This window comes from Pontibacillus marinus BH030004 = DSM 16465 (assembly GCF_000425225.1).
GTDB classification, from domain to species: domain Bacteria; phylum Bacillota; class Bacilli; order Bacillales; family BH030062; genus Pontibacillus; species Pontibacillus marinus.
The window spans coordinates 169330-185009 of the sequence record NZ_AULJ01000012.1 but is presented as its reverse complement, the minus strand read 5'-3'; the positions used below and the strand labels follow the sequence as shown (position 1 = coordinate 185009).

At 40.0% G+C, this 15680-nt stretch carries 15 protein-coding genes; 6 read left to right on the top strand and 9 right to left on the bottom strand.

What is annotated here, in order from left to right; genetic code table 11:
* Positions 1-216 precede the first annotated feature (216 nt).
* From hutH to hutG, 4 genes are read left to right on the top strand one after another with little or no spacing between them, the layout of a single operon-like run.
* A complete protein-coding gene (hutH, locus tag H514_RS0103155; RefSeq protein WP_027445633.1) occupies positions 217-1728 on the top strand; it encodes a histidine ammonia-lyase in 1512 nt (503 codons plus the stop codon).
* A gap of 13 nt (positions 1729-1741) precedes the next feature.
* Positions 1742-3409 (top strand): urocanate hydratase, encoded by a 1668-nt coding sequence (gene hutU / locus H514_RS0103150; RefSeq protein ID WP_027445632.1) that lies wholly within the window; start codon positions 1742-1744, stop codon positions 3407-3409.
* A gap of 14 nt (positions 3410-3423) precedes the next feature.
* Positions 3424-4704, top strand: a complete 1281-nt coding sequence (gene hutI / locus H514_RS0103145) for an imidazolonepropionase (RefSeq protein WP_027445631.1) — start codon at positions 3424-3426, stop codon at positions 4702-4704.
* A complete protein-coding gene (gene hutG, locus H514_RS0103140) occupies positions 4676-5614 on the top strand; it encodes a formimidoylglutamase (protein WP_027445630.1) in 939 nt (312 codons plus the stop codon). Before hutI ends, hutG begins: the two co-directional genes overlap by 29 nt.
* Positions 5615-5659: 45 nt before the next feature.
* On the opposite strand, the gene H514_RS0103135 is transcribed toward hutG, so the two are convergent.
* The 6 genes from H514_RS0103135 to H514_RS0103110 all read right to left on the bottom strand — a co-directional run bounded on the left by H514_RS0103135 (position 5660) and on the right by H514_RS0103110 (position 12172).
* Entirely contained in the window at positions 5660-6337 is a 678-nt protein-coding gene (locus H514_RS0103135; protein WP_027445629.1) for a serine/threonine-protein kinase, read from the bottom strand.
* A 143-nt stretch (positions 6338-6480) separates the two neighbouring features.
* A complete protein-coding gene (locus H514_RS0103130; RefSeq protein WP_027445628.1) occupies positions 6481-7749 on the bottom strand; it encodes a neutral/alkaline non-lysosomal ceramidase N-terminal domain-containing protein in 1269 nt (422 codons plus the stop codon).
* A gap of 27 nt (positions 7750-7776) precedes the next feature.
* On the bottom strand, positions 7777-8580 hold the full coding sequence (locus H514_RS0103125; RefSeq protein WP_027445627.1) for an alpha/beta hydrolase family protein: 804 nt from the start codon (positions 8578-8580) through the stop codon (positions 7777-7779).
* Between the two features lie 163 nt (positions 8581-8743).
* On the bottom strand, positions 8744-10168 hold the full coding sequence (locus tag H514_RS0103120) for an aldehyde dehydrogenase family protein (RefSeq protein ID WP_027445626.1): 1425 nt from the start codon (positions 10166-10168) through the stop codon (positions 8744-8746).
* Between the two features lie 277 nt (positions 10169-10445).
* Entirely contained in the window at positions 10446-11540 is a 1095-nt protein-coding gene (locus tag H514_RS0103115) for a metallophosphoesterase (protein ID WP_027445625.1), read from the bottom strand.
* Positions 11541-11557: 17 nt separating this feature from the next.
* Positions 11558-12172, bottom strand: coding sequence for a class I SAM-dependent methyltransferase (locus H514_RS0103110; RefSeq protein ID WP_027445624.1), 615 nt, complete (start codon positions 12170-12172; stop codon positions 11558-11560).
* Positions 12173-12433: 261 nt separating this feature from the next.
* On the opposite strand from H514_RS0103110, the gene H514_RS0103105 reads away from it, so the two are divergent.
* The gene (locus tag H514_RS0103105; RefSeq protein ID WP_027445623.1) at positions 12434-12934 is read left to right on the top strand and encodes a GNAT family N-acetyltransferase; all 501 of its coding nucleotides are present in this window, start codon (positions 12434-12436) and stop codon (positions 12932-12934) included.
* Positions 12935-12986: 52 nt separating this feature from the next.
* Here H514_RS0103105 and H514_RS0103100 read toward each other — a convergent pair whose 3' ends face one another.
* The 3 genes from H514_RS0103100 to H514_RS0103090 form a co-directional block, all read right to left on the bottom strand.
* A complete protein-coding gene (locus H514_RS0103100; RefSeq protein ID WP_027445622.1) occupies positions 12987-13535 on the bottom strand; it encodes a 2'-5' RNA ligase family protein in 549 nt (182 codons plus the stop codon).
* Between the two features lie 13 nt (positions 13536-13548).
* The gene (locus H514_RS0103095) at positions 13549-14406 is read right to left on the bottom strand and encodes an alpha/beta fold hydrolase (RefSeq protein WP_036842832.1); all 858 of its coding nucleotides are present in this window, start codon (positions 14404-14406) and stop codon (positions 13549-13551) included.
* Positions 14407-14547: 141 nt separating this feature from the next.
* Complete coding sequence (locus H514_RS0103090) at positions 14548-14982, bottom strand: pyridoxamine 5'-phosphate oxidase family protein (protein ID WP_027445620.1); 435 nt, start codon at positions 14980-14982, stop codon at positions 14548-14550.
* 154 nt (positions 14983-15136) lie between these two features.
* Here H514_RS0103090 and H514_RS22415 point away from each other — a divergent pair, with 154 nt between their 5' ends.
* Positions 15137-15670 (top strand): ferritin-like domain-containing protein, encoded by a 534-nt coding sequence (locus H514_RS22415; RefSeq protein ID WP_036842829.1) that lies wholly within the window; start codon positions 15137-15139, stop codon positions 15668-15670.
* The last annotated feature ends 10 nt before the right edge of the window (positions 15671-15680 follow it).

Genomic DNA, 15680 nt, shown 5'->3' with positions numbered 1-15680 from the left:
CGATCTGACCCACGTCGTGTGGGCCCAAGTCCATTCGTTGCTGGGCGCTGGAGCTAGACAATTAAGAGCTACACCTATACTTACTTGATATTTAATAGAAAGTTGCCTAAAGTCATTAGCAAATAGGAGGCGACAATGGTACCCGTATGCCATTGTCGCCTTTTTTATTAGTTGAAACCGGCCCTTTCGCTTCAAAAAATAAAGGAGGTTTTCAGATTGCTAGAAATTACAGGAGATTCATTGCGTATAGATGATATCATCCGCGTCAGTTATCACAACGAGCCTGTTCAAATTGCCCCTGCTTCTATGGATAACGTAAAACATAGCCATCAAACGGTACAAGAAATTGTCGCTAGTGGAAAAACCGTATATGGCATTAACACAGGTTTCGGTAAATTTAGCGATGTATCTATTCCAGAACAAGACGTGAATGACTTACAGCTTCATCTAATTCGATCCCATGCATGCGGAGTTGGAGATCCATTTCCCGAAGTTGTATCAAGAACGATGATTCTACTACGGCTTAATGCACTAATTAAAGGATATTCCGGCATTCGTCCTGTTGTGGCTGAAAAACTATTAACCTTGTTAAATGAGCACATTCACCCTGTCATTCCTCAACAGGGGTCATTAGGTGCCTCCGGTGACCTTGCCCCCCTATCTCACTTAGCTCTTGTGCTAATTGGAGAAGGAAACGTTACCTATAAGGGAGAAGTAAAAAAGACAGAAGAAGTGTTCAATCAAAAAGGCATCGATCCAATATCCCTTCAAGCAAAAGAAGGTTTGGCTCTAATCAATGGTACACAGGCGATGACCGCTATGGGGGTAATCAACTTCATTGAAGCTGAAAGGCTCGCCTATCAAAGTGAATGGATTGCTGCGATGACAATGGAAGGATTAGAAGGCATAACGGACGTCTTCCACCCTGCCATTCATGAGGCACGAGGCTATCCTCAACAAATAGATGTAGCCAAACGCATGCGTAATCTACTCCAAGGAAGTCAATTAACCACTCATCAAGGCGAAAAACGTGTTCAGGATGCCTACTCGCTAAGATGCATCCCTCAGGTACATGGTGCCACATGGCAATCTCTTGATTACATCAAAGAAAAACTCGAAATTGAAGCGAACGCAGCAACTGATAATCCGCTTATTTTAGATGATGGCGCAACCGTCATCTCAGGAGGAAATTTTCATGGTCAACCGATCGCCCTTGCGATGGACTTTATGAAAACAGCAGTTGCTGAACTTGCCAATATATCAGAGCGCAGAGTGGAACGACTGGTCAATCCCCAGTTGAATGATCTCCCTGCTTTTTTAAGTCCTCAACCTGGACTACAGTCAGGTGCGATGATTATGCAATACAGTGCCGCTTCCTTGGTATCGGAAAACAAAACATTAGCACACCCAGCTAGTGTCGATTCCATTCCATCATCGGCAAACCAAGAAGACCATGTATCTATGGGTACCATTGCAGCGCGCCATGCTTCAAACATTATACAAAACAGTCGCCGTGTGCTAGCCATCGAACTCATTTGTGCATTACAGGCGGCTGAATACCGAGGAACTGAAAAAATGGCTCCTCTCACTAAAAAATTGTGGCAACAAGTCAGAAGTATTTGCCCTTCGATCACCGAAGACCGCATATTCTCAGAGGACATTGAACGTGTAACCAAGTGGCTACAAACGGAATCCTTCCAATGGAATCCGTCTCTCATCAAATCTTAAGGAGGAATCAATTATGACGGTTGAACAACGTAATGTAAAAGCCAAAAAAGGATTAGAACTTGAGTGTAAAGGATGGGAACAGGAAGCGGTTCTACGTATGCTGTATAACAACCTTGACCCAGAAGTTGCAGAGAAACCAGAGGATTTAGTGGTTTATGGAGGAATCGGAAAAGCAGCACGGAACTGGGAAGCTTTTGACTCTATCGTTTCCACCCTTCGTCGTTTAGAAAATAATGAAACCATGCTTGTCCAATCTGGTAAACCTGTAGCTGTATTCAAAACCCATGAAGCAGCACCTCGTGTTCTTTTATCCAACTCTGTTTTAGTACCGAAATGGGCAAACTGGGAGCATTTCCACGAATTAGATCAAAAAGGTTTAATGATGTATGGCCAAATGACTGCTGGAAGCTGGATTTATATTGGAACCCAAGGAATCTTACAAGGAACATACGAAACGTTCGCCTCTGTTGCTAAACAACATTTTGGGGAGTCTCTCAAAGGAACAATCACGCTTACCGCAGGACTTGGTGGCATGGGTGGTGCTCAACCATTAGCTGTCACCATGAACGGAGGCGTTGTCATTGCCGTTGAAGTTGACCCCGATCGCATTCAAAAACGCATACAAACGAAATACTGCGATAAGATGACGGAGTCTATTGATGAGGCAATTGAATGGGCACAACAAGCAAAAGAGCAAGGGAAACCATTATCAATTGCATTACGCGGAAATGCTGCGGATTTGCACCATGAGTTGCTAAAACGCGACATCAAAATTGATATCGTTACGGACCAAACGTCTGCCCACGACCCACTAAATGGATACGTCCCATCAGGCTATTCACTAAATGAAGCAGATGAGCTACGTAAACACGATCAAGCGAAATACGTTGAACTTTCTTCAAAGTCAATGGCCAAACACGTGGAGGCTATGCTCGAATTCCAAAAGAACGGTTCCATTGTATTTGATTACGGGAATAACATCCGACAAGTAGCTGAAGATCATGGCGTTAAAAATGCGTTTGACTTTCCTGGGTTTGTTCCAGCTTACATTCGCCCACTATTTTGTGAAGGAAAAGGTCCTTTCCGTTGGGCTGCGTTATCTGGAGACCCTGAAGATATTTATCGTACAGACCAGCTGATCAAGGAGCTTTTCCCAGAAAACGAGGCGCTCATTCGATGGATCGAAATGGCCCAAGATCAAGTAAGCTTCCAAGGCCTCCCTTCTCGCATTTGCTGGTTAGGTTATGGCGAACGCGTCAAAATGGGGCTTGCGATTAATGAACTAGTGAAAAAAGGCGAGTTAAAAGCGCCAATTGTAATCGGCCGTGACCATCTTGACTGTGGCTCTGTTGCCTCTCCAAACCGCGAAACGGAATCCATGAAGGATGGTAGTGATGCTGTAGCTGACTGGGCTGTTCTGAACGCTCTCGTAAATACAGCTGCAGGCGGTTCCTGGATCTCCTTCCACCATGGCGGAGGTGTTGGTATGGGTTATTCCTTACATGCAGGAATGGTCGCTGTCGCTGACGGTACAGATCTTGCAAAAGAACGTTTAGAGCGCGTATTGACTTCAGATCCTGGTATGGGTATCGCTCGACATGCTGATGCAGGTTATGAAAAAGCTATTGATGTAGCTCACGAAAAAAATGTTGATATTCCAATGTTGAAGAAAAACCAATAAAAGGAGATGAGACCATGACCTATGAAACGCTCATTCATAATATCGGACAGCTCGTACTACCAAAACAATCATCACTTCCTCTTAAGGGAGACGACATGAAAAACCTGCGTGTTATCGACAATGCCGCAGTAGCCATCTCTAATGGGAAGATTGCTTGGGTTGGCTCAAACGACGAAGGAGAAGCATTCCAAGCAACAGAAAAAATCGATGCCAAAGGCCGTCTTGTTTCACCAGGCTTGGTAGACCCCCACACCCACCTTGTTCATGGGGGTTCACGTGAAAAAGAAATGGCACTTAAACAAGCTGGTGTGCCTTACTTAGACATTTTAAAACAAGGTGGTGGGATTCTTTCCACTGTGGAGGCAACTCGTTCTACATCGGAAGAAGACCTATATGAAAAGGCAGCCTTTCATTTAGAACGTATCATGTCATATGGCGTTACAACTGTAGAAGCAAAGAGTGGGTATGGCTTAGATGCTGAAACGGAACTAAAACAATTACGTGTGGCGAAAAAACTAGCTAACGCATACCCAATCAATCTTGTTTCAACGTTCCTAGGACCACATGCTATTCCGAAATCCCATAAAGGCAATGAAGAAGCTTTCCTTTCTGAGATGATCGATTTACTAGAAACAGTTAAAAAAGAAGATCTTGCAGAATTCACCGATATCTTTTGCGAAACAGGAGTCTTTACGATTGAACAATCTCGTCGTTTTATGGAAGCTTCGAAAGATCATGGATTTGGTGTCAAAATTCACGCGGATGAGATCGATCCTCTAGGAGGGACAGAGCTTGCTACATCCATGGGAGCAGCAAGTGCTGACCACCTTGTTGCCGCTTCAGATGATGGCATTAAAGGACTTGCTGAAACAGATACAGTCGCAGTTCTTTTACCAGGTACAACATTTTATCTTGGAAAAGACAGTTATGCACGTGGCCGTGAAATGATCGATAGTGGTGCAAGTGTTGCCCTAGCGACAGATTTTAATCCAGGTAGCTGTGTTACAGAAAACCTGCAACTGATTATGTCACTAGCAGCCTTAAAACTTAAAATGACACCTGAAGAGATTTGGAATGCCGTTACGGTCAATGCAGCTCATGCCATTGGACGTGGAGATCAGGCAGGTACGCTAGACGTTGGTTCTTCTGCTGATCTAGTCATTTGGGATGCACCGAACTACATGTACATCCCCTATCACTACGGGGTGAACCATACATCCCTTGTGATGAAGAACGGAAAAACGGTTTGGGAAAGGATGGAATCTCATGGGCTTCACCTATCTCGATCCTACTAAATCAGCCAAATTTAAAGATCGCTATGTAACCAAAATTGATGAAACGATCAAAACTTATAAGGGAAGCGAAACAGGTGATGTTGGCATCATCGGCCTCCCATCCTCTAAATCATCAATTTCTCTGTCGATGGCAGCAAACGCTCCATCTACCATTAGATCTGGTTTAAGTTCTTTTTCAACCTATTCTGCTACTCAACAAAAGGACTTTGATGACATGAGGATCCTTGACTTTGGCGATGTTCCAATCCATCCAACTAGTGTTGAGAACACACTCGACCGCCTTCACATTTCGGTTGAAGAGATGCTAAAAACAGAAGCCTGTGACCGATATATCATGCTCGGTGGTGACCACGGTGTGAGCTACCCTTCCATCCATGCGTTCCAGAAAAAATATGGACGTATCGGGGTTATTCAATGGGATGCCCACCATGATGTGAGGAATCTAGATGATGGTGGCCGTACAAACGGCACCCCTTTTCGTAGCTTGCTAGATGGAGAAATCTTAAATGGTGAAGATCTCGTCCAAGTTGGAATCCGAGATCACTCCAATGCAGAAGAATATGATCGTTATGCAAAAGAAAAAGGCATTCATGTTTACACAATGGATGATGTAGAGGAAGAGGGCGTTGTATCGATTATTAAGAAGGAAATCGCTCGCCTCGAAAATCAGGTAGATATGATCTACCTTTCAGTCGATATGGACGCGGTCGATCAGGCGTTTGCACCTGGTTGCCCTGCTATCGGACCGGGAGGATTTACAAGCCGTGAACTTTTATCCAGTGTAAAAAAGGCGGCACAACATCCTATGGTAAAAGCGATGGACATTGTAGAAATTGATCCATCTAAGGATGTAAGAGATATTACGAGTCGATTAGCTGCACATGTGATGATGCGTTTTATGTATAAATAAAAGCTAAATGCCCTGGAACAATCAAGTTTCCAGGGCATTTTTATATTAATCTCTTTTCGTTTTAAATTTCATAATCGTTTTCATAAAATCCTCGAATGAGGACGAATGTTTTGACCATTGATTATACCATTTTCGCACTGTCTCTACTAACCAAGACGGAATAGCCTTGCGATCAATTAGATGATAATGATCCTGATAAGCTTGCATGAGATGCTCCCAACGATAGTCATTTCCAGACTTCGCATATTCTGATACATCTATGATCTTTGCTCTACCTTCTTGTAATAATATATTACGAAGATGAATATCCCGAGGATTTAATCCCTTTTCTCGAACATATTCTCTTGCATCCTCCACATCTTCTATGACCTGTTCAGGAATATGAACACCTTGAAGAATACAGTCATAGAGCGTTACACCTTCTTCGTAACCTAAAACAAGCCATCGCTCCTCCGCTCCAAAACACGTTGGAAAATAAGGGGATTCCCCTAACGAACGATAAATTCGCTCTTCTTCTTTAATTTTATAAACTTTATCATTTGCATATAACTTAAAGGCATAAAGTGGAGCATGAATCGATTGGAAAACAGCTGCATCTGTTCCTATACCAACACACCTGATATCTTCATGATCACCCTCTATAGACACAGGTTCATTGTTAGGATTTGAAGTCACATTAATTTGAGAAAGAACATGACTTGCCATCCTCCATCCATCTTCCATGTGATGACTCCCTTCATATTCTATTTCTTAATAATATGTTGCTTATTCATAGAATACTACACAATCAGTGATTTTTATGAGGGTAGACTTACAATGAATTTTTGGTAATTGCCCAAGACTAGTTTAAAAGCAACCTAAGTTAGTTATGAACCCTTCCCATACAACTTTTTTACCTCCATAACAACATTTTCTGCTGTACTCTCAACTGGTGGCATCCATAAGCCGGTCATGGGTCCATAAACTACAGGGTTTAATTCTACTTCGTATCCTCCATAGGGATAGGCTTCTTTAGTAGGTAAGTAGCCTAAGTATCCGTTTGTGTACCCACCAAAAAACATTAATTCATCATCTAGCTGTTCTTGTAACTCAATAGCCACTTCAGAAAATGGCTCCATTGGAATGCCAGCAAATGAGCCTTCATTGATTTGAATTATTTGAACTTCAAGATCCATAGACAGTTTTGTCATACCTTGAGACTGTTTCTTCAGGATCGTTTCTTGCCATTTCGCTGTATTAACTCCCCACTGTTCCTGAGCCAACTCAGCCATCTCTCTAATCCCCTCTGGATCAGGTATTTCTTTAAGATTCATAGACATTGTGGTTGAACGGGTTTGTAGTTTAGATATCGGAGAAAACTGAAATGATGAAATCATGGTTAAAACATGGCCACTTACCTTATAGGCCATATGCTTCAATGCTTCCATCGATCCACGATATTTTGCGTTAACATTGCCTGCAGCACCTTGAATAATGATAACGGGACAACCTAATGCTTGACTTAAAATCTCTCTTGCCAGACCTGGGTAATCAGCAGATAGACGATTGCTATCTTTTTTTAAAACATTTGGATGGGCCGTACAAAAGACCATTACACCTTTCATCTCACTTGTTGATTCGTCTCTTATAGCCAGAACGCCAAGCCTACGATCTACAATTCCATCCAAGTTCGTTCCCATTTTCACTTTTCCGTCCGAGCCCATTTCTCTGCGATTATCACCTATATCTACATGTGTTACTTCCCAACCAACTGTCGCATCCTTTAATCGCTCGTTTGCTTTCTTTGCAGCATGTAGAGTATTAGAGAGTAATGTAGTTTTATAAGCTTTTACTAAAGATTGATCACTAGCTGTAGCTGGTCCGGAATGAGTATGGGTATAGCAGATCGTAATCTGCTCCTTATTCAAATACAAAGCTTGAGCAATCTTATTTCGAATCTCATTTGTGTCCTCAATTAACATGCCAGCATTATCTACGCTAATGAATACTGATTTCTCTTCTTCATGCTCAAAAACAAAGGCTGTTGCATATAAATGCTCATCTATTGACGTAACCCCTTCAGGTCTATGGTATCCAATGAAATCAATACCTAAAGGAGGTGTGATATCTACTGTAAATACTCCCACCTTACTCATAATCATCTCTCCTGTATATATTAAAAATTATAGCTTATTTTCTTGTTTCACATGCTCTAAAATCCAATCGACCCATAAATCTCTGGTGGAGGTTCGTAATTCTCTTCCATGACCGATTCCCTCTTTAAATACTGCCTTGGTTTTTTCGGCTCCAGCTTCTTTTAGAGTTTGATAGAATTTTTCTGTATGGTAAGATCGAATGCTTTTATCCTCATGACCATGCAGTAGAAAGATAGGTTTATCTTTAATTTCATGTATGTATTTTTGAGGATTACACTTATGATTTCCTTCTATAAAGTTCTCCCATTCTTCCTCATCTAAATGACGAAATACATTTTCATGACATCTTTTTAAAAAAGGATATATGCTAGATAAGTCTGATTCAGGTAATTCTTCATCCTGATTTTGTTCTGATGGGTCAAGTAATGGACAGAATGCTACAGCAGCATCGACTAAGTCTGAAATACCTAATGCACTCATCGCAATGGCGCCTCCATAGCTATTTCCAACCAGAACAATATGATCGATATCCCAAGAGATATCTTTTTGGGAGGCTAAGTCCTGTGTTTCACCCTTAGATAAAAGTTCTATCCCAAGTAACGCACCTTCTAAAGAACTTTCAGGGCCAAAACTGCCATAGCTTTGCCAACTGCCAGGATAGCGTGCGTTTAAAACTGTAAATCCTAAATTAACTAGTGGAGTTCCCATATCCTCTACGATGGGATGGTTAGGCAAACCTGGGAGCCATACTAATCCAATTCGTTTGTTATTTTCCTGACTTGGTAAATGTAGATTTCCTATAATCTCTTTATTTCTCACAAAATATTGCATGGTTCCTCCCCCTCTTAAAATATATTAAATCCAATTATTCCAAAAGTAGGGAACAATCTCAATCTTTTTTCATAAAAGCGCATATGTAACCCCTCATGTTATTCACACTCCACATGTAAAAAGGCATGAGTGACAACACTCATGCCTTTTCAAATAAATTCACTTATGAAGGGAACCCTAGAATAGCTTTTGTTTCTAGGAATTCATCAATTCCGTGGTCGCCCCACTCACGTCCGATACCAGATTGTTTATAGCCACCGAATGGTGCTGCAAAGTCTGGTGCTGCGTTATTGACTACGATTCTACCAGCGCGAATGCTAGAAGCTACTTTCTTAAGTGTATCTGGGTCTTGGCCGACTACATATCCAGCCAGACCATATACCACGTCATTACTGATTTCAATCGCTTCGTCTACTGTGTCATACGTAATGATTGACATTACTGGTCCAAAAATTTCCTCTTGAGCAATAGTCATATCATTTTTTACATCCGTAAAGACAGTTGGCTTCGCATAGTATCCTGTCTCTAATCCTTCAGGTTTACCAGTACCACCAGCTAGAAGTGTTGCTCCTTCTTCAATCCCTTTTTCAATATAAGATTGAACGCGGTCCCATTGCTTCTGAGCAACAAGTGGTCCTACAAAGCTTTTCTCTCTTGGGTTACCAACAGGGAATTTATTTAGTACATTTTTAACCGCTTCTTCAAATGCTTCTTTCATAGATGATGGAACTAAGATTCTTGTTGCTGCAGAACACACTTGCCCTGAGTTCATTGCAATGTTATTCACTGCCGTCTTAGCTGCTACTTCTACATCTGCATCATCTAATACAACAAGAGGTGATTTACCACCTAATTCAAGTGATACACTTTTGATTGTATGAGAAGCATTTTGCATAATTTTAGTACCTACACCAACAGAACCTGTGAAGGATACAAGATCAATATCAGGGTGAGAACTAATGCCATCACCAATGACTTCACCTGAACCATTAACAAGGTTGAATACGCCTTTCGGTACACCTGCTGCATCAATGATTTCTGCTAGAATAATAGCTGCAAAAGGCGTTAACTCAGAAGGCTTTAATACGACTGGGCTACCTGCTGCTAGAGCACTAGCAATCTTTGTTGACGTTTGGTTTGTAGGGAAGTTCCAAGGTGTAATCAATCCACTAACCCCTACAGAATCCTTCATAACAGTATGGCCACCACGATCCTCTTCGAATTTGAAATCCTTGAGAGATTTGGAAGCTTGTGTAAAGTGAGCATAACCCATGTTGTAATGAACCTTTTCAGAGATTTTAAGCGGAGAACCAAGTTCATCTGTCATAACATCAATGAGTTCATCTTTTCGTTTAGCGTATTCCTCAGCTATGTTCTCAAGCATTTCAATACGTTCTTCTTTTGAAGTCTGTGAGAAAGTTGGGTAAGCCGCACGAGCAGCTGCTACAGCTCTATCCAGATCTTCTTTTGTCCCCATACTAATTGTCCCCATAACCTCTTCAGTAGCTGGGTTAATCACGTCTTCTTTTTCTGAACCTGTTGAATCTACCCATTCACCATTAATGTAATGTTTTAAGTTAATTCGCATATTTACAGTCTCCTTTTATATAAAAGATTTGCTAGCTTTTTTAAAGCCCACATTATATAACCCCAAAACTGTTACCTAGAACTGCCAACCTGAAACATTCAACACCACTTTCAGTATGTAAGACCTAGTATTCTACTGAGGACGAAAAAAGAAAGCGATTTCAAAATCGTTCGTTATACATATTCTACTAAATTAGTAGCGGTAAGTAAATGAATAGGTTTCCCCCCTTTTAAATGAGACTTTATATGTCTAAAGCCCATCCATTCATAAACTAATTCTATTCAACAATCCCTTTCTTTATCCAACCAATATCCCCATCTTTTTTAATTAAAGTAAAGCCTGAACAGCTATTATCTAAAACAGACACTTCCTCACCTTCTCTAACATTCAAATGAGCACAGGAAATATCTGATGTACTACAGAAGTTCCCCTCTTCATCCTCTGATATGTATTCGTTCTTCACATATAACATTTGTCCTGAATCGGGCTGACTGCATAGTGTGAAATGCTCCTCTCTTCTAATGGGTTCAACATCATAATGAGGGTAATGCAATGCTCGAACCATAGTGGGATCTCCTTCGTAATCTTGCTCCACTTTCACCTTATCTAGGCGGTCCAAGGATTGATAGGAAAACGAATCTTCACTTTGAGTTGTTTTTATGAGAAACGCATTTAGCTGACCAGATGATTTAATCACATTTCCCCCATCTGTAGCGATTATTTTCTTCTCTTTTTCCACTATTGGGTTATGTGTCGGTACATCTCTTGAATAATTGATTACCGGCCAATGCCCAACAATGACGTATTTATTAGCAAGATGTGAATGTTCCATAAATGCTGGAAGGGTAAGAGCCTTCTCCCTGTCTGTTTCCTTCCAATCCTCTATATGCTCTAAACCAGCGTGAACAAATATGTAATTCTCTGTTTCTATTGCAGTAGGTAATTGGGAAAGCCATTCAATCTCGTCAGCATAATGAGTTGTCAGAAGGTCTTTTATGTATTCAACGGTTGTTGTCTCATTTACCGCATAATCTATTTCTGTTAGCCACTCGTTATATAATGTGTTAGGACGATTACGCAAATAATTTAATAGTTTTGGATTCTCTCGCATAAGCTCATCTATAATGGCCTCGCAGTTTCCTTCGGTAACATATACATGTGGGTACCGCTTCTCAAGATCCATCACATATCTGACAACGCCTGTGCTATTATGACCTTTTTCCGCTAAATCACCATTAATAATAAGAAAATCCTCTTCTTTAAATTGCACCTTCTCTAAAAGTCCTTGGAGCAAATCAAGTTCTCCGTGAATATCTGAAATGACAATAATTCTAGCTCCCTCAGGTACAGTTACGTATTTGATTTTGTCCAAGTGTAAACACTCCTTGTTTATTTTCTTAAAATGATTTTCCGATACATACCGGCTAGCATCATTGGCTTGTCTTCCTCTATAGCGATGTCATGACGATGTTTTTGATATAGCTCTTCAAAACTCAGACCAACATCAGTTCCCAATACTTTTATAACCGGACGAAACAATTGTTGTAGGGTGAAATGATTACGTTTATGTGAGATGAACTTATCAAAAATAATAATTTGCCCTTCCGGTTTTAACACTCGTTCCATTTCTTGAAAGCATTGACCTGGATCAGGAACTACTGAAAGAATAAGACTCCCAATAACAACGTCAAAAGAGTGATCATCAAAACTCATATTTTGAGCATCCATCTCGAGAAATTGTATGGATGAATTGGGGTACTTCTCCTTTGCTTTTTGGAGCATCTCAGGAGAAAAGTCAATTGCTGTAATGGATTGGGTCGTATGATGAATATATTCTAAATCTGCTCCTGTTCCTACCCCAACTAAAAGAACCTGATCCCTATTTTGAATCTTGTTTTCTTGAAATAATTCCATCCGTGCCTTTCGAAATATACCCGCATTAAAAAATCTATCATAAACAGGGGCCCAAATTTTATAGATTACTTTATTCCATGCTTCCCTCATTCATTTTTCCCCCGACTTAATTAAAATTGGTTATCACACACATTCCAATTATTTCAAAATTTTATTCATTTTACAATTTATAATCATGAAGGACAGAGCTGACGCATAGGCAACATTGATCATGTATTTTTATTGACTATGATTTCCTAATAATCATAGAATGCGGAAAAAATAATGCCCTCTCACTTGAAAAAAGGATTCATAGAAAGAATAATTAACAAATGACAAACAATCAAAATGAGAAATAGGAGTCTAAAAACGATGATTATACGTGATGCAAGAGAAGCAGAAATCACAACAATAAGGGAGCAAAGAGTTGAAGCATACCGAGACCATGTCCAATTAATACCAGAAGAGCATTGGAAAGCATTAAAGAAAGCTATTTCTTCCGAAGCTGACCAACAGCCTGGTGTTGAATTAATAGTATCGGAAATTGATGATTTTATCGTTGGTAGTATAGCACTGTTTCCTGCAAAGATGGACGCTTATGAAGGGTATGTAGATACATTAGATTACCCTGAAATTCGCGTTCTTGCTGTTTCCCCTGACGCAAGAGGAAAAGGGGTTGCTAAAGCCCTGATTGATGAATGTATTAAAAGAGCAAAAGCACAAGGGTATAACTTGATTGGTTTACACACGGGTGAATTTATGAGTGATGCCATCTCTTTATATGAACGATATGGATTTGAGCGATTACCTCAACACGACTTTCAGCCAGCAAATGATGGCATTATTGTAAAAGCTTTTCGTCTTTCTATTTAGAGATTCCATGAAAAAGAGCTTGGAGATTTTCCAAGCTCTTTTTAAACTTATTCTATTTCAAAGTAACAGAGAACAAATTCACTGCTTCTTTTACCTCACCCTCTTCCCTGACCACTTTAATCAACGAAATTTCTTGTATGGTTGCTTTTAATGGAGTTAATTGTTTTGAGCAATAATCAAACGCTTGTTGTAAAGCGTCTCCATCTAAATAATTCGCAATGGTACAATGAGGTATCCACTTCCCTGGTTGGTAAAGAGATTCGGGGTTATCTTGATAGGAATGGAAGGCTTCGTGGTGATCACAGTGAAAATTAAGCAGTTCTTTGGTCATGATTGGAGTGATAAATAACGTACTAGACCCTATAAATGTTCCGAGTACATTCATCTCTACATCCACAGCTTCTTTATCATTATAATAAGACTCAAGGTCTGTTATAAAGGAGGACTCATCTACTTCATCATAACCTGCAAATGTTATATGAGGTCTATTGCCTCCTACTCTATAGGCATAATCTGAAATGCCTTGCTCGCTTAAGTCTTTCCAAATTGCTTGAATTTGCTCTTCGGTTTGAGGTCCAAAGTAACCTACAACGGCGTACATGGTGTCCCTCCTCTCATGTTCCCTTTAAAAAGTCATGGATATCTGTTAAGAGCCCTTCATCCGCCCAATGAACATAATGCCCACCATTCACAGACCGAAGTGAAAGTTCCCCACCATTACTCCAGCTTTTTATGTATTTTTGAGTGTATCTCTGTTCTTTCTCATCAACTTCTTTAAAGGTGGCATAGGCTAAAAATGTTTTACTTTCTATACGCTTTAATAGTTTGGGAAGATTCGTTTGATAATATCCAAACATTAAGTTTAAGCCATCTACTGAAAATTCAGCTGGTATCTCTTTTGCTTTTCTAATGTAAGCAGTATTCTCCAAATTGAACTGCTCACAAAAATCATGGACTTCTTGATCAATGTCTCGATCTTCATAATTAGTAGGGGATCCTGCAAACAATGGTTCTAGCTTTTGAAGTATAGGGCGCCCAAACAACCGTACAGCACCACTTAAGACGGGAAATGCATAAGCAAATGGACCGAACTCGTTCTTGGGAATTCTCGGAAAAGGTTTATGACCTTGATCTAAAAGAACAAGCTTTGAAACTCGTTTAGGATAATGAGCAGCAAACGCCATACCTAGTGCTCCCCCGAGAGAATGCCCTATTACATGCACCTGGTCGATCCCTTCTTGGTCTAGATAACCCTTCACCCATTCTGCCATTTCCTTTGTCGTACATCGTTTCTTTATCCCTTGCCCTCTTCCCATACCCGGAAGATCTAACAAATGAGTTTGAAAATCATCTAAAATGACATCAGCTATATTTTGACCTTCATTTCCAAGAAATCCGGCAGCTGGTAAAAAGAGAACAGGAAAACCTCTTCCTTGTTTTTCTGAATAATAAAATGTTTTTTCTTCTAACACAATGCCACGCCCCCTCTTGGAATAAATTACATGTATATTTATTATACAGAGGAATGATAAGAGCGTGAACCTTTATATAATTTAACCTTTAAACATAAAAACCCGAGGGACATGCTCCCTCAGGTATAACATTCGGTTCTGTTATGAATTCTTCGGCGCCAAAATAAGTGGGCTTTTTTCCCCTTTAACATTCATCAAACGGTACTGTTTAGCATGAATTTCAAGCACCACATAATTTGGATCTTCTGGTCCATTAAACCAATGCTTCATATAATCATTCCATAAAGTATGCTTTAAATCTTTTGAATCGCTTATACTCGCTGTCCCTTCGACTTCAACATAAGGGTCTTCAAACCCTTTGCCATCATAACCGATTAATATATGAACGTTTGGATTTTTGCGTAGGTCTTCTGCTTTATGGGTCTCTTTATCAGTGGCTGTATATAAGACTAGGTTTTCATGGTGGAACGTCATGTAGCGAGAGTGAGGAATACCATTCTGAACAGTTGCAAGTGTACCTACCTTGTGCCGATCTAAAACTTCTTCAACCTTATTCTTGATGTCATTTGTATCCATGATGCTCAACTCCCTTGTATTGATTGTCCTAGATAGTGTTCCATCATTTCAGGTAGATTAAACTTCATGAAAGAAAATAATTTATTTTAAATACATGTTTTTTCTTGAATCACAAAACCTATAGTAAGTAACTAAATTTAGGAGTGATGACAACATGCAATGGCTTCTTTCACGTAAAGTACGTTGGATTTTTATTGGTATCATGCTTCTCTTGTACATCATGTCTTCTGTCATCTCAGCTCAAACAGAAGTTCCAGAAGACTATGGGGCAAAAGGATCTCTTCAAGATGATGATATAACATTAGAAAAAGCTCTAACCTATGCGATTCAAGATGAATATTTAGCCCAAGCACGTTATGAAGCTGTGATCGAAAAGTTCGGCCCCACCTTTCCATTTACCAATATAAAAGTAGCTGAACAACGTCACATTGATGCACTCGTTCGTTTGTTTCAAAAGTACGACATTGATATTCCTGAAAATTTCGCTAAACAATATACACCTACACCAACAACTTTGAAACAAGCGTTTGAAGCTGGCGTGGAAGGTGAAATCGACAATATTGATATGTATGAAAAATTGGCTGAAGCAGATGTACCAGATGATGCTAAACGTGTCTTTAACAACTTAAAAGATGCATCTAAAAATCACCTTGCTGCTTTTAAAAGTGGGTTAGAATCCGCTTCATAAAGGCAAAAAC

Excerpts from the sequence above, each read along its gene's own strand:
- hutU (WP_027445632.1), top strand. The coding sequence starts at position 1,742 with ATGACGGTTGAACAACGTAATGTAAAAGCCAAAAAAGGATTAGAACTT.
- hutI (WP_027445631.1), top strand. The coding sequence starts at position 3,424 with ATGACCTATGAAACGCTCATTCATAATATCGGACAGCTCGTACTACCA.
- hutG (WP_027445630.1), top strand. The coding sequence starts at position 4,676 with ATGGGCTTCACCTATCTCGATCCTACTAAATCAGCCAAATTTAAAGAT.
- H514_RS0103135 (WP_027445629.1), bottom strand. The coding sequence starts at position 6,337 with ATGGAAGATGGATGGAGGATGGCAAGTCATGTTCTTTCTCAAATTAAT.
- H514_RS0103130 (WP_027445628.1), bottom strand. The coding sequence starts at position 7,749 with ATGAGTAAGGTGGGAGTATTTACAGTAGATATCACACCTCCTTTAGGT.
- H514_RS0103125 (WP_027445627.1), bottom strand. The coding sequence starts at position 8,580 with ATGCAATATTTTGTGAGAAATAAAGAGATTATAGGAAATCTACATTTA.
- H514_RS0103120 (WP_027445626.1), bottom strand. The coding sequence starts at position 10,168 with ATGCGAATTAACTTAAAACATTACATTAATGGTGAATGGGTAGATTCA.
- H514_RS0103110 (WP_027445624.1), bottom strand. The coding sequence starts at position 12,172 with ATGAGGGAAGCATGGAATAAAGTAATCTATAAAATTTGGGCCCCTGTT.
- H514_RS0103105 (WP_027445623.1), top strand. The coding sequence starts at position 12,434 with ATGATTATACGTGATGCAAGAGAAGCAGAAATCACAACAATAAGGGAG.
- H514_RS0103100 (WP_027445622.1), bottom strand. The coding sequence starts at position 13,535 with ATGTACGCCGTTGTAGGTTACTTTGGACCTCAAACCGAAGAGCAAATT.
- H514_RS0103090 (WP_027445620.1), bottom strand. The coding sequence starts at position 14,982 with ATGGATACAAATGACATCAAGAATAAGGTTGAAGAAGTTTTAGATCGG.
- H514_RS22415 (WP_036842829.1), top strand. The coding sequence starts at position 15,137 with ATGCAATGGCTTCTTTCACGTAAAGTACGTTGGATTTTTATTGGTATC.